This is a genomic window from Oceanobacillus salinisoli, from assembly GCF_009733865.1.
Taxonomy (GTDB): Bacteria; Bacillota; Bacilli; order Bacillales; family Amphibacillaceae; genus Oceanobacillus; species Oceanobacillus salinisoli.
This window is the reverse complement of record NZ_WOFB01000021.1, coordinates 36775-58760: the sequence shown is the minus strand read 5'-3', so window position 1 is coordinate 58760 and position 21986 is coordinate 36775. Positions and strand designations below refer to the sequence as shown.

Sequence of the window (21986 nt, the reverse complement as noted above, 5' to 3'; positions counted from 1 at the left end):
GAAATACACGGAGACTCCTTGAAAAAGAAAACCACTTTTTCTGTGTGCGATGTAACGCTGACGAAGCTTTCCTGGTCCTGCGGGAAGAAGAGCATCGGTGAGACTACGTAGTGCGTCAGCACGAAGGAGGCTCACCAGCTCCCCGCGGAAAGCGAAGTGTATTTCCGTAGCGGTGTTAAGCACTTTATTATGAATTAAAGATATTAGGGATTTATATCAACTGCGAGGTTTAAAAGAAGCAGGATTTAAGACAAGAGCCAGTTTTTATTGACCTTTGTGGTAGCTCTCGGCTATTAATGTGGCTCCTTTTTGTATGAATAAGCAAAGTATTAGGAAGTAAATACTAAACGATGATATACTCTATCTAAGTGGTTAATGTTATCTAAGGGAGGAAATATAATGGCAATTGAAAATGTGACAGATCAAAGTTTTGCTGAACAGACTTCAAAAGGGTTAGTTTTAGCAGATTTTTGGGCACCATGGTGTGGACCTTGTAAAATGATTGCACCAGTATTAGAGGAAATTGACGGTGAAATGAGCGAAAAAGTTCAAATCGTTAAATTAGATGTAGATGAAAATCAGGAAACTGCAAGTAAATATGGTGTTATGAGTATTCCAACTTTATTATTATTTAAAGATGGAAATGTGGTTGACCAAGTGATTGGATATCAGCCAAAAGAAGCGTTAGTAGACTTAATTAACAAACATGCATAATAAATAACCACGTAAACAATCCCTTGTTGCTGAAGTGACAAGGGATTTTCTAAGAATAAATGGAAAGAAAATTGTTTTTTTGATTTTTGCAAAAGGAATGGAATAATACATGAATCGAACCATTAGTGAAAAATTAGCTGTTCTGCCTGCACAGCCTGGATGTTACTTAATGAAAGATAGACATGGAACGGTTATTTATGTTGGGAAATCAAAAGCACTTAGAAATCGGGTCCGATCCTATTTCACTGGTGCACACGATCAAAAGACGCAGCGATTAGTACAGGAAATCACTGATTTTGAATATGTGGTAACTTCCTCCGAAATGGAAGCATTAATACTGGAAATGAATTTAATTAAAAAGTACGATCCAAAATACAATGTGATGTTAAAGGATGATAAATCCTATCCATATTTAAAAATAACTTCGGAAAGACATCCTCGACTCCTTATTACTCGCAAAGTGAAAAAAGATAAAGGGAAATATTTCGGGCCGTATCCTAATGTGATTGCAGCACGGGAAACGAAAAAATTATTAGACCGTCTGTATCCGTTAAAAAAGTGCAATAATCCACCAGGTCGTCCGTGCCTGTATTATCACATGCACCAATGTTTGGCATGCAGTGATAACCCGCCAACAGTTAGTGAGTATAACGCCATAGTGCAGGAGATCACTTCTTTTCTTCATGGTGGGTTTAAAGACATAAAAAAGAATTTAACAGAAAAAATGCTTGAAGCGAGTGAACAGCTCAACTTTGAACGTGCGAAAGAATTCAGAGACCAGATACAGCATATCGAATCTGTGATGGAACAACAAAAAATGACATTAAATGACCGGACTGACCGTGACGTGTTTGGATACAGCTTTGATAAGGGATGGATGTGCATCCAAGTGTTTTTTATAAGGCAGGGAAAGTTAATTGAACGGGATGTCTCCATATTCCCTTTCTTTGATTCTCCTGAAGAAACATTTTTAAGTTTTATTGGTAGATTTTATTTGCATAAACAGCATATTAAACCGAAACAGATTCTAGTTCCAATTGGTACGGAAACGGAAATGTTAAGCGAATTATTAGAGACTGATGTTCATACTCCGTTTAGAGGAAGAAAGAAAGAATTAGTGGAATTGGCTGAAAAAAATGCAAAAATTGCTTTGAAAGAGAAATTTTCTTTAATAGAACGGGATGAAGAACGTACAATAGCAGCTGTTGAAAAAATTGGTGAAAAGCTGAATATAGAAACACCGCATCGTATAGAGGCTTTTGATAACTCCAACATACAAGGGACAGATCCCGTATCTGCAATGGTTGTTTTTATTGATGGCAAACCGAGCAAAAAAGATTATCGAAAATATAAGATCAGGGATGTAGAAGGACCAGATGATTATGAAACGATGCGGGAAGTAATTCGCAGAAGATATACTAGAGTTTTAAAGGAGAATTTGCCATTACCGGACTTAATCGTAGTTGATGGTGCGAAAGGGCAAATGAGTGCAGCTCTGGACGTACTTGAAAATGAGTTAAGCCTTGATATTCCATTATGCGGTCTGGCGAAAGACGACCGCCATCGAACAAGTGAATTATTGTATGGAACTCCTCCAGAAGTAGTATCTTTATCAAGGAATTCACAGGAATTTTATCTAGTTCAACGTTTACAGGATGAAGTTCACCGATTTGCTATTTCATTTCACAGGCAATTACGAGGCAAAAATTTATTTCAATCAGAGTTAGATAACATTCCAGGTGTTGGTGAAAAGCGCCGGAAATTATTACTTCAGCATTTTAAATCAATTGATGAAATTAAACGTGCTAATATTCAGGATATGACAAAACTCGGAATTCCGAGCAATATAGCACAGGAAATATTAGATTATTTAAATCATGATCATTAGAAATTTCTACAATAAAAGCTGTAGCTCTATTTCTGAACTACAGCTCTCTACTCTCTACAATTCGTGTACCTTATTCGGTAAAAACAATGGTGAATTTAATGAGGTTAATTCGGTTGTTGATGTTTTCTATGCATTCACACTCTCTCCCGAATATCTGTTGTATGGCTTCTGCTATGAAGCCAGATTCGAGCCGGAATTCCCTGGCAAATGGTGTTTGTAATTTTAATACGATTGAATCGGCCATTAGCTCAAACACCAGTTCTTTCTTTTTTTCCTTTACTAAATCCAATTTACCCCAACCTAACGCTTCAATAATCAAATATAAGGATTCCAAAGAATCAATTTCAAATTTTCTCGCTAAGTTTTTTCCCATAAAGTAAAGGAGTGTGTCTGATTCTTTGCCAAGCAATTCAGGTAAACTTATGTATCTTAAAACATCATAGCCAGCGCCATCAGTACGTAAATCTTTTAGCTGAGTAGTCGTAAGAAGATTTTTGGTTATTTTTGACATAGGTGCCATCCTTTCTTTCATCCCACTTGCATTACACTATGATTCCTCGCTAAAGGGTGTATAATACGGTTTTAAAATTAAATACTGCAAGTGGCTCACTAATCCCTTTTGTTGCTTCTTATATGAGAAAACCATCTATTAAGGCTTTTTCTAAAATGTTGGGACTGCAGTTACTCGTCCCACCGAAAAGATTTGTTATTATTACACAAAATGCATAAACTGCGAACTAGTATGTGCACCGCCCGTTTCCGCTCCGGGCAGTCGCTTTTCGCGGGCTCGCAATGAGCCTACTCCCGAGCAAAAATCGCTCGCTGCGGGGTTTCATCGTCTTCGATTTCCCGCAGGAGTCGACCGCCCTCCACTCCAGCCAACCAGTTTAATAGCGATAAGCTATACTAAAATTTATTTAGCTAATTCTAACATTAGAAAGATAAAAGCTCAAAGCGAGATGAAGTGTATTTACGGAGCGGTAAGTTAATGCGCAGTTTATATCTACTGCGAGTTAAAAAAACAACAAAACTTACCAAAGGAGCCTTTAGTAAAAAATGAAGGCTAACATATATTATCTATTTTATGCCGCGATTAATCAAGCATCCTAACGACGTTTTCTAAGATTTTTTAACGAAAGAATTAATATATTGGTCAAATTTACTGGGTGGTTTTCTTGACGCTTAGAATAGTTAGAAGTACAATAAACTTGTTAAAAGATTGTACAATTTTAAAAAATGAAGCTAGTTTGGATAAAAGCGCTTTATTTTTTGAAACGTACACAACCAGACTATTATTCTACTAAGGGGGGATAACTATGGCAGAACATCGTGATCTATTTTACAGAAGATTACATTCTTTGCTTGGGGTAGTACCTATTGGGATTTATTTGGTCACACATTTAATTGTAAACCATTTTGCTGTTTATGGAGAAGAGGAATTCAACAGGGCAGCAGGGTTTATGGGCAATCTTCCATTTTTATTGCTACTGGAAATTTTTGTGATTTATCTGCCAATTTTATTTCATGCTGTGTTAGGGGTGTACATTGCATTTACAGCTAATTACAATGTTAAAAAGTTTAACTATTTCCGAAATTGGATGTACGCTTTACAACGGATTACCGGTATTGTAACACTAATTTTTATCGTGTGGCATGTTTGGGAGACACGTGTCCAAAAAGCATTAGGTAATGCAGAAGTGAACTATAGCATGATGGAAAGCATTCTTTCCACTCCATTTATGTTTTGGTTTTATGTAGTAGGTGTAATTGCTACGATCTTCCACTTTGCTAATGGATTGTGGGGCTTCTTAGTTACATGGGGTATTACACAAACTCCAAAATCGCAAAAAATTGCTACTTACGGTGCAGTCATTGTATTTCTTGTGTTAAGTTATGTTGGAGTTAGAACTTTAATCGTATTTGCATACGGAGTTTAGTAGATAGAGAAAAGGGGAGTGAGTATTTATGAGTAATCGCAAAATTGCTGTAGTTGGCGGTGGACTTGCTGGTTTAATGGCTACCATTAAAGCTGCTGAAGCAGGTGTCAACGTAGATTTATTCTCAGTCGTACCAGTGAAACGTTCTCACTCAGTTTGTGCGCAGGGCGGTATTAATGGAGCGGTCAACACAAAGGGTGAAGGTGATTCACCTTGGATTCACTTCGATGACACAGTTTATGGTGGGGACTTTTTAGCGAATCAGCCGCAAGTGAAAGCAATGTGTGATGCAGCGCCTGGCATTATACATATGTTTGATCGTATGGGAGTTATGTTCAACCGTACGCCAGAGGGTCTTCTTGACTTCCGTCGTTTTGGTGGAACACAGCATCATCGTACAGCTTATGCAGGTGCTACGACAGGTCAACAGTTATTATATGCATTAGATGAACAAGTTCGCCGTTATGAAGTGGAAGGCTTAGTTACGAAGTATGAAGGATGGGAATTTGTTGGTGCAATTCTGGATTATGATGGAGTTTCAAGAGGAATTGTTGCCCAGGATATTAAGACCCATGAAATTAAATCCTTCCGCTCTGATGCAACTATTTTTGCTACAGGTGGACCGGGAATTATTTTCGGTAAATCAACTAATTCGATGATTAATACGGGTTCTGCCGCTAGTATTTTGTATCAGCAAGGTGTAAAATACGCCAACGGTGAATTTATCCAAATTCATCCAACTGCTATCCCTGGTGATGATAAACTTCGCCTTATGAGTGAATCCGCTCGTGGGGAAGGTGGACGTGTATGGACATATAAAGATGGAGAGCCGTGGTATTTCCTAGAAGAAAAATATCCTGCTTATGGAAATCTGGTGCCTCGTGATATTGCAACACGTGAAATCTTTGATGTTTGTGTCAATCAAAAACTGGGAATCAACGGAGAGAACATGGTATATCTTGATTTATCGCACAAAGATCCAAAAGAATTGGATATCAAGCTTGGTGGTATTATTGAGATTTATGAGAAATTTGTTGGTGAGGACCCACGTAAAGTACCGATGAAAATTTTCCCTGCTGTTCATTATTCCATGGGTGGAATGTGGGTGGATATTAATCAAATGACAAACATTCCTGGTATTTTTGCTGCTGGTGAATGTGATTATTCACAACACGGTGCAAACCGATTAGGTGCAAATTCACTATTATCTGCCGTTTATGGTGGTTCTGTTGCTGGTCCTAAAGCAATTGAATATACGGAAGGACTTGAAAAGCATGCAGATGAATTGTCTTCGGAATTATTCGATTCCAAAGTAAAAGAAGAAGAGGAGAAATTCCAGCAATTAATGAACATGAATGGTAATGAAAATGCATACCAAATCCATCAGGAGCTGGGAGAATGGATGACGGATAATGTCACTGTAGTTCGTGAAAATCCAAAACTTCTAAAAACCGATGAGAAAATACAGGAATTGCTCGAGCGCTGGGAGAATATTAACATCAATGATACATCGAAATGGTCCAATCAAGGAGTTATGTTTACTCGTCAGTTGAAGCATATGCTTCATTTAGCGCGTGTTATAACTATCGGTGCGTATAACCGTAATGAAAGTCGCGGTGCACACTATAAACCGGAGTTTCCTGAGCGTAATGACGAGGAATTCCTGAAAACAACCATTGCTGAGTTTGATGTAGAGAACCAAGCACCAGTATTGAGCTATGAAGATGTAGACGTTTCGCTAATTGAACCACGTAAGCGTGACTATACGAAAAAACACTAATAGGGGGAGAGAAGTAGAATGGCTGAACAAAAGACAGTTACCTTTATTATAACTAGGCAAGACGGCCCGGATTCTGCTCCTTACGAGGAAACTTTTGAGGTACCTTACCGGAGGAATATGAATGTTATTTCTGGGTTAATGGAAATCCGTAAAAATCCTGTCAATGCAAAAGGTGAAAAAACAACTCCGGTTCAGTGGGATATGAACTGTCTGGAAGAAGTATGTGGGGCATGTTCTATGGTCATTAATGGTGTGCCAAGACAATCTTGTGCTGCATTGGTGGATGATTTGGAACAGCCTGTACGGTTAGCTCCAATGGCAACATTTCCAGTCGTTCGTGATTTGATTATTGATCGTGAACGTATGTTTGATGCCTTGAAACAAGTAAAAGCATGGATTCCGATTGATGGCACACATGATTTAGGACCTGGTCCACGTATGCCGGAAAAGAAACGCCAATGGGCATATGAGTTATCCAAATGTATGACTTGTGGAGTTTGTCTGGAAGCATGTCCTAATGTTAATGATAAATCCGATTTTATTGGTCCAGCTGCGATTTCGCAAGCTCGTCTATTCAATGCTCATCCGACCGGTGATATGAATAAGAGTGAGCGTTTGGATGGATTAATGGAAGAAGGTGGAATCAGCGGCTGCGGTAATTCACAAAACTGTGTGCAAGTTTGTCCAAAAGGGATTCCATTAACCACCTCCATTGCTGCAATGAATCGTGCAACCAATATCCAAGCATTTAAAAACTTCTTTGGAAGTGACAATGCGCATTAATATTTTATTCAAAAGACCTTTCCAATTGTTTTTGGGAAGGTCTTTTACCTATTAGGGGGATGTTTATGCAGGATTATATAAATGATTTTGAAAGGTGGAAAGCAGAGTTTGAATTTTCTATACCGATTAAAATTCGTTTCTCGGAAACAGATATGTACGGGCATGTGAATAATGTGTCCGCATTCATTTATTTTGAGGAAGCTCGAATTGATTTTCTATATACAATCGGGTTGCATGAATTAATACAAAAAGATGGCGGTGCAGTAATTGTAGCGGATCAGCAATGTGACTACCACCGACAAATGTTTTTTTATCAACGGATCAAGCTGTTTGTAAAAGTAAATCATATAGGTACAACTTCCTTTAATCTACATTATTTAGCTTTAAACGAACGGAAACAAGTTACCTTAACAGGACGCGGAAGAATGGTTTATGTGAATGCTACTTCTTCCAAACCAAAACCGCTCACATTACAAATGAAAGAATTATTATCAGCAAAAGAAAAACCAAAAACCGACTCCTTAAAATAAGGGTCGGTTTTTGGTGTTTACTGACTTCATATCAGTAAATATAAAATAAGTCAACTAATCACCATATAGTCTAGCGTCTTAGAGGGGTTCTAAGCTCACTATTTACAGCTTTAATTCCCCCATACGAAGAAGCTCGACTACGGCTTGTGATCGCCCCTTAACTCCTAACTTTTGCATAGCATTTGAAATGTGGTTACGGACAGTTTTTTCTGATATAAACAATTCCTGGGCAATTTCCTTTGTTGTTTTGTCTTGTACTAACAATTCGAATACTTCTTTTTCTCGTTTGGTTAATAATTGCTTCGGTTTATACTCGTTGTCCTTCAAATGTTAACCCCTCCTTGCTCTCAATAGAGCTGCATGCTGAAGGGAAATTATTTAGTCACTATAGCTTATGAGGATGTCAAAAAATAGTGAGCACATTTAGACGGGAAAAGTATTTTTTCTTAAGGGTTTTTGTTGTTTAATTAACCTCATAGTAGATATAAAGTACGAACTAGTATAGTGCTCCGCCCATTCGCTACGGGCAGTAGCGCACCTTAGGGCACGGCTTCAGCCTCCTCGGAAGAAAACCACTTCCTGCTCAGGTCTAGACACGTGCTTTTCCCGCAGGAGTCGACCGCTTCCGCTACAATCAACTATTTTAATAGTAATTAACCAACAGATGGTATAACGCAACAATTATAATATTTTAGGAAGTTACAATACTCAACAATAGCGTAGTGTATTTCCGTAGCGGTATTTTAGCTCCAGCATAATATAAAGTTACTCCGCAGTTTATGTATTTAGTGACAAAATAACAAATTTTTTTGGTGGAGGAGTAACCGCAGTCTGAATCTTTTAAAAAACAGCTATTTTAACAATTTTTAAGCGTTACTTCCGCCTTTTTACTACAGCTACGGACTAATGTAGGTTTTTAGCAAAATTTGGCGTATTCCGTTTGTATCCGCTCTTCATCATGAATTGTAACGAAATGATTTAAGCCTACATATCTTTATTATCCAAGGAGAAATTTTAAATAGCTTTAATAATTGAATTACGCACTATCTTTCCCTAATATGGTAAACTATTGGTTAAGGATTAATGTAGGAGGTAACACAATTGGATGAATCAGCAGAAGCAATCGTAAAAATGGAAAAACGACTTCGATATATATCAGGAATGATTAAACAGAATGGCAGAAGAATATTAAATAATTATCCTATCACTTCACCTCAATTTGTTGCCCTGCAGTGGTTATTAGAGGAAGGTGACTTAACCATTGGAGAATTGTCGAATAAAATCAGTTTGGCTTTCAGTACAACAACAGATTTAGTGGACCGAATGGAACGAAATGAACTTGTCGAAAGAGTACGAGATTTAAAGGATCGACGTGTCGTCCGGATCCATTTGTTAGAAAAGGGAAAGGTAATCATCCATGAAGTAATAGGAAAGCGACAAGCTTTTTTAGGTGAGGTGCTAGAAAATTTCTCTGAAGAGGATATGAAAAATTTAACTAGGTTATTAGATTTATTATATAATCAAATGAAAACGGTAAGTGAAAAATAACAACTTAGAAGAGGCGATATTGTTGGAAAGAGCTATTGGGGTAATTGATTCGGGAGTTGGCGGCTTAACGGTTGTGCATGAGCTAATGCGTCAATTGCCGAAAGAAAAGCTAATATACTTAGGGGATACTGCCAGATGCCCATATGGCCCCAGGACAGAAGAAGAAGTAAAGTTATTTACGTGGGAAATGGTGCACTTTTTGTTGGAAAAAGATATTAAGATGCTGATTATTGCCTGTAATACGGCCACGGCATTCACATTAAAAGAATTGCAGAATTCACTGGATATCCCAGTGATTGGTGTCATTCAGCCGGGAGCGCGTGCGGCTATTAAATTTACTAAAAATAATCATGTCGGTGTCATTGGTACAGAAGGAACTATTCGCAGTAATGCTTATACAGAGGCATTACAGACAATAAAGGCAGATATACATGTAAATGCGTTAGCGTGCCCATTATTTGTTCCAATGGTGGAAAAAGGAATCCTAACAGGCCCTGTTGCAACATCTGTTGTGGAAGAATCCATTCTCCCGATGAAACAAAAAAATCATATGGATACGCTGATTTTGGGTTGTACCCACTATCCATTAATTAAGGACACGATACAGGAAGTAATTGGAGAGCATGTAACCATTATCTCTTCCAGTGAGGAAACAGCAAGAGAAACGAGCACTATTTTAGAAGTCCATAGTCTGCTCAGCAGGGAGGAGAACGTTCCTGTTCATCAATTTTACGCGACAGGTGAATTGGAAATTTTTATTGAAATAGCCAAAACAATTTTTCAAGAATCCAATTTCAACATGTTAAAAATAAAGAAAGCATGTTTAGGAACAAATCAGGAAGTGTAGTTTCCTGATTTTTTTGAAATAAATTATTGATTTTTGATGTGAAGAAAAAATGTCCGTTTTTCTAATATCAATTTAATTATGATTGGTCTATTTTTTACGATGGCTCGTATATATAATAGTACAAACCATCGTAGGAGGTATAGGCATGAATAAGAATGTTGTTCTTTTAACAGGTGCGATATCACTTTCGCTTGTATTATCAGGTTGTTTTCAAGGAGAGCAATCGTTGGAAGAGGAAATGGACCCACCTCAAGATGCAGAAGCGGTTGATAGTCTGGAAGAACCTAGTTCGGGTGATACGGAAACACTAGATGAGGAAACGGTAGATGAGGAAACAGAAGAGGCGACAGCAGAAATGCTTCCTCGAGAATTATATTTAATAGATAAAAATGGGATGGTCGCTTCTCAGACCCTTGAATTACCAGAAACAAATGAGGTTGGTAAACAATTAATGGAGCATCTTGTTAAAGGTGGCCCTGTATCATCCCTTCTTCCAAATGGATTCCAAGCGGTACTGCCTGAAGGTACAGAAATTTTAGGGCTAGATTTGAAGGAAGATGGAACAATGGTTGTAGATGTATCGGAAGAAATGAAGAATTATGAACCAAGTGAAGAAGTGAAAATATTAGAAGCGATTACGTTCACACTGACACAGTTCGATAATGTTGAAAAAGTGCAATTGTGGATTAACGGACACCCACAGGAGGTAATGCCGGTAGATGGTACTCCGATTGGTGACGGGTACTCCAGATCGAAAGGAATTAACGTCGTACAATCAGATACAGTAGATTTATTGAATGCCCAACCTGTCACGATGTATTATCCTGCAGAGCATAATGAAAATAGATACTATGTTCCTGTCACACAATATGTGGAATCCAATGATGACGCGGATTTGTATCAGGCGATTGTACAATCCTTGATTGAAGGACCTGGTTATAATACGAATGTTATTCATGTATTTAACGCAGATACGATGTTAACCAGTGAACCGCAAATGGAAGATGGGGTATTAAAGTTAATGTTCAGTGAGACAATTTTGAAGGACCCTGAACAGGCGGTTATTGCCGATGAGGTAATGGAGACATTGGTAAGAACATTAACAGAGCAAGAGGGAGTAGAAGCAGTTGACATCAAAGTCGAAAATGTGGATCAGCTCGTTAGTGAGAATGGGCAAACCTATGACGAACCAGTAACAAAAGACTCCATTTCTGAAACAGAAAAATTATAATAACGGAGGGGTTCAATTTTGAACCTCTTTTTTTATTGTTTACAAGAGGATGTTCAAAAAGTCCGGTGAAAAATGACACATCGTTAGGTCTACTAAAACCGCCCACTTCCTTTAAAAAGAAAAGCACTTTTTCTGCGTGCGATGTATCGCTGACGAAGTGTTCCTTGTCCTGTGGGCAACGTAGAAGTCACCACAACACGCTCAGGGCCCTCTACTCAAAGCTTCACCGCCACGAACTTTAGGGCACACAGGACGTGCTAGTGTCAGCGCTCGCAACAAATGTTTTCGGTGGGACGAGTAACCGCGGCCCCAGGACGTTGCGATCTTAGCCGACCGGTCCTTTTCACCCTCCTTTGAACACGCACTATAAGACAATCAACCAATCAAATTTGAGTTTGCTAAGATGAATTTCCGTGTTGCTTTCGTGTAAAATATGTTAAGCTAAGGATTGAAATAAGGAGGAGTTTACATATGAGAAATGATCAGCGAGAGTATAATCAGCTAAGACCAATTGAAATCATTCCGAATTACATAAACCATCCAGAAGGTTCGGTCCTCATTACAGTAGGAAATACTAAGGTAATATGTAATGCAAGTATAGAAGATCGTGTTCCCCCTTTTATGAGAGGGCAGGGAAAGGGATGGATTACTGCGGAATACTCCATGCTCCCACGTGCAACGGCACAGCGTAATATTAGGGAATCCTCAAAAGGGAAAGTAAGTGGGCGAACAATGGAAATTCAGCGACTGATAGGAAGAGCGCTGCGTTCCGTTGTTGATTTAGATAAAATTGGGGAGCGCACGGTTTGGGTGGATTGCGATGTGATTCAGGCAGATGGAGGCACGAGAACGGCTTCTATAACCGGCGCGTTTGTTGCAGTTGTGTTAGCTTTTGGTGAACTGATCAAAAATAAAAACATAAAAGAGATGCCGGTAACGGATTATTTAACGGCTACGTCTGTGGGCATATTACCGGATGGAAAAGAGATATTGGATTTAAATTACGAAGAGGACTCTGAAGCTAATGTAGATATGAACATTGTGATGACCGGTTCAGGAGAATTCGTTGAAATCCAAGGTACAGGTGAAGAAGCGACGTTCTCTTTAAATCAGCTGAAAGTGATGCTTAAACTTGCCAGTGAAGGGTTAGAGCAAATCATAGAGATTCAGAAGAAAACCTTAGGTGAATTATCAGAGCGTATTGGAGAAACAACTAGAAAAGAATAATAAGGAGCATGTCAATGAAACGTATTGTTATCGCGACCAAAAATAGTGGTAAAGCAAAAGAGTTTAAAGCATTTTTTTCTGAGAAAAATATGGAAGCTGTTTCATTATTGGATATTGAAAAGGATTTACCGGATGTTGAGGAAACAGGTGAAACCTTTGAGGAAAATGCTGAATTAAAGGCGGAAGAGATCAGTCGTATTTTGGGCATTCCAGTTTTGTCAGATGATTCCGGGTTAGTCATTGATGCATTAGGCGGAAGACCTGGAATTTATTCTGCGCGGTATGCTGGAGAAGACAAGGATGATAGAGCAAATATCAATAAGGTACTGCAGGAATTAGAAGGAATACCAGAGCATCAACGCACTGCCAGGTTTGTTTGTGTTTTGGCAGTTTCCAGGCCAGGCGAAGAAACAATCTTCAAAAAAGGATATTGTGAAGGCTTGATCGCATCTACTCCATCTGGTGATTATGGGTTTGGATATGATCCTATATTTATTCCAAAAGGCTATAAAAAAACAATGGCAGAATTGGGCCCGGAAGAAAAGAATCGGATTAGTCATCGAAAAAATGCAATGGTTGAATTGGAAGACTGGATAGACAGCCTGTAATTGGTGGTGAGAAATAATGTATGAAGTTTTAATTTTAAGTGATAGTCACGGTTTAACGGATAAAATAACAGAAATAAAGAAGCGGCATCAAATAAAGACGATTATTCATTGCGGTGACTCGGAGCTAGATTTTGAATCCAAACCACTTGATGGCATGTATAAAGTAGCAGGAAATTGTGATTTTGATTCCAGATATCCGAATGAGGAGGTCATTACTGTTGGGGAGTTAACTTTTTTTGTAACTCATGGTCATTTATATCATGTGAAATCCAATGTGATGTCATTATCCTATCGCGCGGAAGAAGTTGGTGCAAACGTCATTTGTTTCGGACACACACATATCGCTGGTGCAGAACAAGTGGACCAGCAGTTATTTGTAAACCCCGGAAGCATACGGCTGCCAAGAAACAGACGTGAAAAGACGTACGCCATCATGAAGTGGGAATCCATCAATGATGTTCATGTCAACTTTTATTCAGTAGATGGAGAAGAAGTGAGAGAATTAGCTTATCATGGATCATTTTAGTTGGGATCATCTGAGAGGGAGGTAAATATGGTGAATGTGTTAGCAATATTTGAAAAGTCCCCCTCTCTGTCTATGTCCCCCTTTTCACTGGACTTTTGCAACCATCCACTTAAAAGGTTATCCTGGCAGTGAAAACAAACCTGATTTTTTAAATTTAAGAGAGTATAAAGTTGCGCTTTGATGTCTAGATCCATCGCCCAGTGACTAGCGGACTTCCCTCACCTCCGTACGTCGCTAAACGGGCGCTTGCGCTTTTCTTAAAATTTAATGTTGACAAAAAAATCCAGAGTGATTATAATATTATTTGTCCGTTAAAAAATATCAAAAGTAACGATGTACATAATTGATGCGGGTGTAGTTAAATGGTATAACCTCAGCCTTCCAAGCTGATGTCGTGGGTTCGATTCCCATCACCCGCTCCATATGTCCCAGTAGCTCAGCTGGATAGAGCAACAGACTTCTAATCTGTAGGTCGGGAGTTCGAATCTCTCCTGGGACGTTTAAATTACTTCATGAAAAGAAACCTAACCAAAGTAGGTTTCTTTTTTCATGTTTAAATTTATCTTTATAGGGAATGTATATCTAATACCAAGAATATTATACTATATTTATTTAAGGAAAAGGGTGAATGTATGCAAACACACCATGATAAAGTCATACTTTTTCCAAAGTGGAAGAAAACACTCGAAGAAGAAAGTTTGAATGCGCTTAAAGATAAAGAATATGAAAAAGCATTGGTGAAATTAAATAAATTATTAAGTTACGAAGCCGACAACCATGAAATTATAACTGGAAAGCTGATTTGTTTAATGGAATTAGGAAGATTTAACGAAGCACAGGATTTATGTGAAAAGTTACTTCATAAACCGGATGAAAACTATTATCACTATGTACATATTTATTTAACTTTATTATTTCAAACGAATCAATATGATTTACTTATGGAACAAGTAGAGGAAGAATTTGAAAAGCATGACATACCAAAACTGCAGAAAGAACAATTTAAACAGCTATATGAAATCAGCAAGAAAATGAAATTGGATGTGACGGTCGAGAAAAAGACATCTATTTTACAAGAGCTGTTCCAAGCTGTAGAGGATCAGAATTTTGAAGAGCAGTGGCGGCAGGTTGAAAAATTAAGGTCCCTTCATACAGAACCATCTAATCAAGTAATCGAACTCCTGGTAGCTGAACATGTCCACCCATTAACGAAAACAGCTATTATACAGTGGCTCAAGGAACATCATATGGACGCTGAAGTGGAGATTTACAAATTCGATGTTCACTTAAAGATAGTTCCGGCTGAACTGGATGATATAAAGGAAAGCAAATTTGTTATAGAAATACAAAATTTAATTAGGGATATCGAACAACAAAATCCTTCCCTTTATCAATTGCTTATTAAATTATTATATGATTATGCTTATGTGCTTTACCCAATCATGCCGCCAGAAGAGGATTATATACATATCGCTCATGCCTTAGAAGCTATCGGAGACGATTTCTTAAGTATATCTCCTAAAAATCAACAGCAGATGCCTGAAAAAGTTAATCAATATATAGATAAAATTACAATGAGTGAATCACTTTATTTGAGTATTATTGAAGGATAGGTTAGGATATGTGATAAATGCTTGAAAGCCATTGGAATTATGTTATAATAAGGTGGTTGTGAAAATACATAGATAGCAGTAATTATTGTAATATACATAATTATGAAATGGTTATAATAGATTTTGGAGGGAAATAAATATGTCAGCTAAATGGGAAAAACAAGAAGGAAATAAAGGGGTACTAACTTTTGAAGTACCGGCAGAAGAGTTTGATAAAGCATTAGATCAAGCTTTCAAAAAAGTAGTGAAAGATGTTCAAATCCCCGGATTCCGTAAAGGGAAAATTCCGCGTCCGATTTTTGAAAAACGCTTTGGTGTGGAAGCATTATACCAGGATGCAGTAGATATTGCTCTTCCAGATGCATATCGTAAAGCAATTGATGAAACAGATATTTTCCCAATTGCACAGCCTGAAATCGATATTGAACAAATTGAAAAAGGAAAAGACCTCATTTTCACTGCTAATGTCGAAGTAAAACCGGAAGTAACTCTTGGTGAATATAAAGGTTTAGAAGTGGAAGAACAGTCTGTTGAAGTAACCGATGAAGACGTGGAAGAAGAAATTAATCGCCTGCGTGATCGTCATGCAGAACTTGTAGTGAAGGAAGAAGGAGAAATTGAAGAAGGCGATACAGCAGTAATTGACTTTGAAGGTTTCTTAGATGGTGAAGCGTTTGAAGGCGGAAAAGGTGAAAATCATTCGCTAGAAATTGGTTCCGGACAATTCATTCCTGGTTTTGAAGAACAATTAGTTGGTAAAAAAGCTGGAGATGATACAGAAGTAAAAGTAACATTCCCAGAAGATTACCATTCAGAGGAATTAGCTGGAAAAGAAGCTACATTCAAAGTGAAAATTCATGAAGTGAAATACAAAGAATTACCAGAACTAGATGACGAATTCGCAAAAGATGTCGATGATGAAGCGGAAACTCTTGATGGATTGAAGAAAAAGAAAAGAGAACAGCTTGAAGAAGAAAGAAAGCAGAATGCGGATAATGAAAAGCGTCAGCAATTAATTGAAAAAGCATCAGAAAATGCCGAAATTGATGTTCCTGAAGCAATGGTTGAAACAGAATTAGATCAAATGGTTCGTGAATTTGAACAAAATCTACAAATGCAAGGCATGACTATGGAAATGTATTCCCAATTCTCTGGTCAAGATGAAGATGCCTTAAAGGAACAAATGAAAGACGATGCTGAAAAACGTGTGAAAACGAATTTAACATTGGAAGCTATTGCGAAAGAAGAAAATCTTGAAGTATCGGAAGAAGATGTCAATGAAGAGCTGGAAAAAATGGCGTCTATGTATGGAATTGAAGCACAACAGCTTATTCCAATGCTTGGTGGTAACACAGATACGATTAAGAATGATATATTAATGAGAAAAGCAATCGACTTCCTGGTAGAGCAAAGTAAAGCTGTTTAAACAACAAAAACATACAGGAAAAGTTTCAAATTTGACACAATAGGCAAAGACAACAAGGTGCGAAACATATCGCACCTTGTTTTGTATTAATTGAATGGAAATACGACTTAATTTTAGAATCTGTCATATAGTATAAGTAATATGAATGACTTATCTATGGTAAACTAATAATTAAACAAATCATACTTGTTAAACCATAGGTAGTAAATGAGATAAAAGCCTCCATATAAAGATGAATTTAAAGGAGTTTATGCAAACAATAGTGGTTTTTATTTTGTTTTTTGATATTCTTCTGATATGATGGCTATAAATTGAAACCTAGATTCTAGGATATTTAGGGGTGAAAATGAATGTTTAAGTTTAATGAAGAAAAAGGACAATTAAAATGCTCGTTTTGCGGAAAAAGCCAGGATCAGGTTCGTAAGCTAGTTGCCGGACCGGGCGTTTATATATGTGATGAGTGTATTGAATTATGTACGGAAATTGTAGAGGAAGAGCTTGGTACAGAAGAAGAAATGGAATTCAAGGAAATTCCTAAGCCAAAAGAAATCTGCGAAATACTCAATGATTATGTTATTGGCCAGGAGAAAGCGAAAAAGAACTTATCTGTTGCGGTTTATAATCATTACAAACGTATTAATTCTCCGAAGAGCAATGATGATGTGGAGCTTGCGAAGAGTAATATAGCAATGATTGGGCCAACGGGTAGTGGTAAAACATTATTGGCGCAAACATTAGCACGAATTATCAATGTACCATTCGCAATGGCTGATGCAACATCATTAACAGAAGCGGGCTATGTTGGGGAAGATGTGGAAAATATTCTTCTCAAATTAATCCAAGCTGCGGATTATGATGTGGAAAAAGCAGAAAAGGGTATTATTTATATTGATGAGATTGACAAAGTAGCACGTAAATCGGAAAACCCATCGATTACACGTGATGTATCCGGTGAAGGGGTACAACAGGCACTATTGAAAATTTTGGAAGGTACAGTTGCCAGTGTGCCACCACAAGGAGGCCGTAAGCATCCACATCAGGAATTCATTCAGATTGATACGACAAACATCCTGTTTATTGTTGGTGGAGCATTTGATGGGATTGATCAGGTCATCAAGCGCCGTCTCGGTAAGAAAGTAATCGGTTTTGGTGCTAACGCGAAGCAGGAAGACTTGGATATGGGACAATTACTTCAGCAAGTACTTCCGGAAGATTTATTACGCTATGGTTTAATTCCAGAATTTATAGGAAGAATTCCAGTTATTGGTGCATTAGAACCATTAGATGAAGAAGCACTAGTGGAGATCCTGACAAAACCGAAAAACGCTTTAGTAAAACAGTATCAAAAGCTCTTTGAGATAGATAACGTTGAATTAGAAATCAAAGAAGAGGCATTGGTTGAAATAGCGAAAAAAGCAATAGAACGCAAAACGGGAGCTCGCGGATTACGTTCTATCATTGAAAGTATTATGCTTGATGTGATGTTTGAATTACCGTCTCGTGAAGACATTGATAAATGTGTCATTACGAAAGAAACAATTGTAAATGAAGACGGTAGTCCAACACTTGTCTTTAGTGATGGGACTGTCCAGGAAGGAATAAAGAAACATCCAAAAGAGAGTGCCTAGTTACACGAGTACGCTATAATGAATAAGGTCAGATTTCGTTCAGTTGGTTTTTCTGGATAGAAACTGGATGATAATGCTGAATTTAAACAAGATGGAATTCCCTTCCATCTTGTTTAGAGACTAACTGAGCAAAATGGTTCTTTTTCAAGAGCTTTTGGCTTTTAGTTAGTCTCTTTTTTAAACGCTGTAAAAAGAAGGGAAATGAAAGGATAACGTGACTGCGCAATCGTTATTTATTGACTATGAGCTAACAAACAGCGATAGTCGTTACGTTATCCAAGCGGGTTTTTGACTAGTGTCATCATTTGGTTATAATTAAAAGAATCGCTGTAATTTTTTCCAATAAGTTTAGTATATGAAGAAACGTAAATACTATATTTGAAAATGCTTTAGTTTACAAATGGAAAAATTATCTTTAAACTTTAAGAACATACAAGTTTTGTTATCATAATTATTTGGAGGTTACATTTCATGTCGAAAGAGATTATTCAGGTTCCCCTCCTTCCTTTACGTGGGTTACTCATTTTTCCAACTATGGTTCTTCATCTTGATGTTGGAAGAGATAAATCAATTACGGCCTTAGAAAAAGCAATGATGGATGATCAAACGATTTTTCTTGCCGCACAAAAAAAAGTAAGTATAGATGAACCTGAGCCAAAGGATATTTACCAAATTGGCACATTAGCAAAAGTTAACCAAATGTTAAAACTGCCTAATGGTACGATGCGAGTATTAGTTGAAGGACTGTTCCGCGGGGAAATTGTACGCTATATGGAAACAGATGATGAATTTATGGTTGAAATTGAAGAAATAGAGGATATCCATGGGGAAAACCATGAAGAAGAAGCTTTAATGCGATCATTATTAAGTCAATTTGAACAATACATAAAAGTGTCAAGAAAGATTACGGAAGAGACCCTGGCAACGGTAACAGATATTGAAGAACCTGGCAGGCTAGCTGATATTATTGCATCCCACCTTTCTTTAAAAGTAAAAGAGAAACAAGAAATACTGGAAATGAAGGAAGTTAAAAAACGGATACAAAAATTAATTCATATTATTTCCAATGAGAAAAAAGTGCTTGATCTTGAGAAGAAAATTGGACAACGTGTCAAGTCTTCCATGGAAAAGACGCAAAAGGAATATTATTTGCGTGAGCAATTGAAAGCAATTCAAAAAGAACTTGGTGAAAAAGACGGAAAAACAGGCGAAGTGGACCAACTGAAAGAAAAAATCGAAAACTCCGATATGCCGGAGCATATTATGGAGGTTGCTTTAAAAGAGTTAGGAAGGTTTGAGAAGGTTCCCCAGAGCTCAGCGGAAAGCGCTGTTATTCGTAATTATTTGGAATGGCTGTTGTCTTTGCCTTGGACGAAAAAATCACGGGATACTATTAATATTAAAAAAGCGGAAAAGGTTTTAAATCAGGAGCATTATGGGCTGGAAAAGGTAAAAGAACGGATTTTGGAATATTTGGCAGTTCAAAAGCTTACAAATACCATCAAAGGACCAATTCTTTGCCTTGTAGGGCCACCAGGAGTAGGGAAAACTTCACTGGCTAAATCCATCGCTACTTCCGTTAACCGTAGTTTTGTGCGTATTTCCTTAGGTGGGATCCGGGATGAAGCGGAAATAAGAGGACATCGCAGGACGTACATAGGAGCAATGCCAGGAAGAATTATTCAGGGAATGAAGAAAGCTGGAACGATTAACCCGGTATTTCTTCTGGATGAAATTGATAAAATGTCCAACGACTTTCGTGGTGACCCTTCATCAGCCATGTTAGAAGTTCTGGATCCGGAACAAAATAGTAATTTCAGTGATCACTTTATTGAAGAGACCTATGACTTATCCAATGTTCTTTTTATCGCCACAGCGAATAATGTCAATACGATTCCAGGACCATTATTGGATCGTATGGAGCTTATTTCGCTTGCAGGATACACGGAAGTGGAAAAAGTGCATATTGCTAAAGAACACCTTATTCCGAAACAGTTGAAAGAAAACGGGTTAAAAAAAGGAAATATGCAAATTCGTGATGAGGCATTATTAAAGTTAATTCGAACATACACCCGTGAGGCAGGAGTACGCGGGCTGGAAAGACAGATTGCAAAACTGTGCCGTAAAACAGCTAAAATTATTATTTCAGAAGAGAAAAAACGGGTGGTCATCACGGAGAAAACGATTGAAGAGCTGCTAGGGAAGCCTATGTTCCGATATGGATTAATGGAACAGGAAAATCAGGTTGGAGCAGCTACTGGACTTGCCTACACGAGCGCTGGTGGGGACATTTTATCAATTGAGGTTAGTCACTACCCTGGTAAAGGAAAACTTACTCTAACAGGGAAATTAGGTGAAGTGATGCAGGAATCAGCCCAGGCCGCATTTAGTTACATAAGGTCGCGTGCAGAAGAACTCCATATCGAACCTGATTTTTACGAGAAATATGATATCCATATTCATGTTCCAGAAGGTGCTACACCGAAAGATGGCCCTTCTGCCGGCATAACGATGGCTACAGCACTAGTCTCAGCACTTTCAGGTAAAACAGTTAAAAAGGAAGTTGGTATGACTGGTGAGATTACATTAAGAGGCAGGGTCTTACCAATTGGAGGTTTGAAAGAGAAGGCTTTAGGAGCTCATCGTGCTGGCTTAACGACGATTATTATTCCAGAAGAAAATAAAAAAGATATTGAAAATATACCAGAAAGTATTCGTGCTGGCTTAACGTTTATTCCTGTTAGACATTTAGATGAAGTGTTAAAACATGCACTAGTGGAGGAATAAGATGAAAGTAACTGAAGCAGAAATCGTAATTAGTGCTGTCAGCAAAAAACAATATCCAAATGACGGTCTGCCGGAAATTGCATTAGCAGGCAGATCAAATGTTGGCAAATCATCCTTTATAAATAAATTGATCCATCGGAAAAATCTGGCGAGAACTTCTTCTAAACCAGGAAAAACTCAGACATTAAATTTTTACAAAATTAATGAATCCTTTTATTTTGTAGATGTCCCAGGTTATGGCTATGCTAAAGTCTCTAAGAAGGAAAGAGAAAAATGGGGTATGATGATGGAAGAATACTTTCAAACCCGTGATACGTTAAAAGCGGTTCTTCTTATTACTGATGTACGCCATGAACCAACGAGAGACGATATACAAATGTATGAATTTCTGAAGTACTATGAGCTTCCTGTTATCATTGTAGCCACGAAGCTTGATAAAGTTCCGAAAAGTAAACAGGCGAAACACATCAAGCGAACCGAACAAACCTTGCAAGTTGACCCGCATGATGTTGTATTACCATTTTCAGCAGAAACTGGAGAGGGTAAAGATGAAGCATGGGGCTATTTAAGAACATATTTAGGTGTTTAACGTACGTGTTTAAGAAGGAGGATGAAAAGGACGGACGTGAGTTGCTGAGTAGCGGGCTTCCACAGAATCAGCTCGCTCACGTTACCCACGGGACTTAGTCGAAGTTCCTCTATCTGGTTGGATCTTTTTCACATAGTTTATTGTTAGTGAATTGATAAACCTTGAATACTGCTTTTGAATACCAATGCGGAAATATACTACGCGTACCTTGGGGCGATCCGTGAGCTCGTAACAGGACGTTGATTACTAAGGCGTTGCGCAGGACATGGATGGCTTCGTCAGCGTAACATCGCACGCTGAAAAAGCGCTTTTCTTTTTCAAGGA

At 37.9% G+C, this 21986-nt stretch carries 19 protein-coding genes and 2 tRNA genes; 19 read left to right on the top strand and 2 right to left on the bottom strand.

The annotated features are described in order from the left end of the window. The first annotated feature begins 399 nt into the window (after window positions 1-399). Both trxA and uvrC read left to right on the top strand, forming a co-directional pair. Window positions 400-714 carry a thioredoxin gene (gene trxA / locus GMJ66_RS15500; protein ID WP_156291227.1) on the top strand — a complete coding sequence of 105 codons (315 nt, stop codon included), beginning with the start codon at window positions 400-402 and terminating at the stop codon, window positions 712-714. A 109-nt stretch (window positions 715-823) separates the two neighbouring features. Continuing rightward, complete coding sequence (gene uvrC, locus GMJ66_RS15495) at window positions 824-2602, top strand: excinuclease ABC subunit UvrC (protein WP_156291226.1); 1779 nt, start codon at window positions 824-826, stop codon at window positions 2600-2602. A 70-nt stretch (window positions 2603-2672) separates the two neighbouring features. Here the strand turns inward: uvrC and GMJ66_RS15490 are convergent, their stop codons facing one another. Beyond that, window positions 2673-3113, bottom strand: coding sequence for a DUF2507 domain-containing protein (locus GMJ66_RS15490; RefSeq protein ID WP_156291225.1), 441 nt, complete (start codon window positions 3111-3113; stop codon window positions 2673-2675). An 805-nt stretch (window positions 3114-3918) separates the two neighbouring features. Here GMJ66_RS15490 and GMJ66_RS15485 point away from each other — a divergent pair. From GMJ66_RS15485 to GMJ66_RS15470, 4 genes are all read left to right on the top strand, one after another. Beyond that, on the top strand, window positions 3919-4539 hold the full coding sequence (locus tag GMJ66_RS15485) for a succinate dehydrogenase cytochrome b558 subunit (protein ID WP_156291224.1): 621 nt from the start codon (window positions 3919-3921) through the stop codon (window positions 4537-4539). Window positions 4540-4567: 28 nt separating this feature from the next. Beyond that, the gene (gene sdhA, locus GMJ66_RS15480) at window positions 4568-6319 is read left to right on the top strand and encodes a succinate dehydrogenase flavoprotein subunit (protein ID WP_156291223.1); all 1752 of its coding nucleotides are present in this window, start codon (window positions 4568-4570) and stop codon (window positions 6317-6319) included. Between the two features lie 18 nt (window positions 6320-6337). Continuing rightward, window positions 6338-7102 carry a succinate dehydrogenase iron-sulfur subunit gene (sdhB, locus tag GMJ66_RS15475; protein WP_156291222.1) on the top strand — a complete coding sequence of 255 codons (765 nt, stop codon included), beginning with the start codon at window positions 6338-6340 and terminating at the stop codon, window positions 7100-7102. 65 nt (window positions 7103-7167) lie between these two features. Next, entirely contained in the window at window positions 7168-7632 is a 465-nt protein-coding gene (locus GMJ66_RS15470; RefSeq protein WP_331279690.1) for an acyl-CoA thioesterase, read from the top strand. 102 nt (window positions 7633-7734) lie between these two features. Here GMJ66_RS15470 and GMJ66_RS15465 read toward each other — a convergent pair whose 3' ends face one another. Further along, complete coding sequence (locus tag GMJ66_RS15465; protein ID WP_010651078.1) at window positions 7735-7959, bottom strand: helix-turn-helix domain-containing protein; 225 nt, start codon at window positions 7957-7959, stop codon at window positions 7735-7737. An 804-nt stretch (window positions 7960-8763) separates the two neighbouring features. On the opposite strand from GMJ66_RS15465, the gene GMJ66_RS15460 reads away from it, so the two are divergent. From GMJ66_RS15460 to yihA, 13 genes are all read left to right on the top strand, one after another. After that, window positions 8764-9180 carry a MarR family winged helix-turn-helix transcriptional regulator gene (locus GMJ66_RS15460; protein WP_156291228.1) on the top strand — a complete coding sequence of 139 codons (417 nt, stop codon included), beginning with the start codon at window positions 8764-8766 and terminating at the stop codon, window positions 9178-9180. 22 nt (window positions 9181-9202) lie between these two features. Next, window positions 9203-10027, top strand: coding sequence for a glutamate racemase (gene racE / locus GMJ66_RS15455; protein ID WP_156291220.1), 825 nt, complete (start codon window positions 9203-9205; stop codon window positions 10025-10027). 145 nt (window positions 10028-10172) lie between these two features. Further along, window positions 10173-11258, top strand: coding sequence for a GerMN domain-containing protein (locus GMJ66_RS15450; RefSeq protein WP_156291219.1), 1086 nt, complete (start codon window positions 10173-10175; stop codon window positions 11256-11258). A 471-nt stretch (window positions 11259-11729) separates the two neighbouring features. After that, window positions 11730-12485, top strand: coding sequence for a ribonuclease PH (rph, locus tag GMJ66_RS15445; RefSeq protein ID WP_156291218.1), 756 nt, complete (start codon window positions 11730-11732; stop codon window positions 12483-12485). 14 nt (window positions 12486-12499) lie between these two features. Further along, the gene (locus tag GMJ66_RS15440) at window positions 12500-13093 is read left to right on the top strand and encodes an XTP/dITP diphosphatase (RefSeq protein WP_156291217.1); all 594 of its coding nucleotides are present in this window, start codon (window positions 12500-12502) and stop codon (window positions 13091-13093) included. A gap of 16 nt (window positions 13094-13109) precedes the next feature. Beyond that, window positions 13110-13619: a metallophosphoesterase gene (locus GMJ66_RS15435; protein WP_156291216.1), complete on the top strand. Its 510-nt coding sequence runs from the start codon at window positions 13110-13112 to the stop codon at window positions 13617-13619. Between the two features lie 348 nt (window positions 13620-13967). Continuing rightward, a tRNA-Gly gene (locus GMJ66_RS15430) sits at window positions 13968-14041 on the top strand. A 3-nt stretch (window positions 14042-14044) separates the two neighbouring features. After that, window positions 14045-14118: transfer RNA gene (locus GMJ66_RS15425), tRNA-Arg, on the top strand. A 133-nt stretch (window positions 14119-14251) separates the two neighbouring features. After that, on the top strand, window positions 14252-15232 hold the full coding sequence (locus GMJ66_RS15420; RefSeq protein WP_156291215.1) for a tetratricopeptide repeat protein: 981 nt from the start codon (window positions 14252-14254) through the stop codon (window positions 15230-15232). Between the two features lie 139 nt (window positions 15233-15371). After that, window positions 15372-16658: a trigger factor gene (gene tig, locus GMJ66_RS15415; protein WP_156291214.1), complete on the top strand. Its 1287-nt coding sequence runs from the start codon at window positions 15372-15374 to the stop codon at window positions 16656-16658. A 350-nt stretch (window positions 16659-17008) separates the two neighbouring features. Further along, window positions 17009-18286: an ATP-dependent protease ATP-binding subunit ClpX gene (clpX, locus tag GMJ66_RS15410; protein WP_156291213.1), complete on the top strand. Its 1278-nt coding sequence runs from the start codon at window positions 17009-17011 to the stop codon at window positions 18284-18286. A gap of 471 nt (window positions 18287-18757) precedes the next feature. Further along, window positions 18758-21073: an endopeptidase La gene (lon, locus tag GMJ66_RS15405; protein WP_156291212.1), complete on the top strand. Its 2316-nt coding sequence runs from the start codon at window positions 18758-18760 to the stop codon at window positions 21071-21073. 1 nt (window position 21074) lies between these two features. Continuing rightward, on the top strand, window positions 21075-21662 hold the full coding sequence (yihA, locus tag GMJ66_RS15400; protein ID WP_156291211.1) for a ribosome biogenesis GTP-binding protein YihA/YsxC: 588 nt from the start codon (window positions 21075-21077) through the stop codon (window positions 21660-21662). Window positions 21663-21986: the final 324 nt, after the last annotated feature.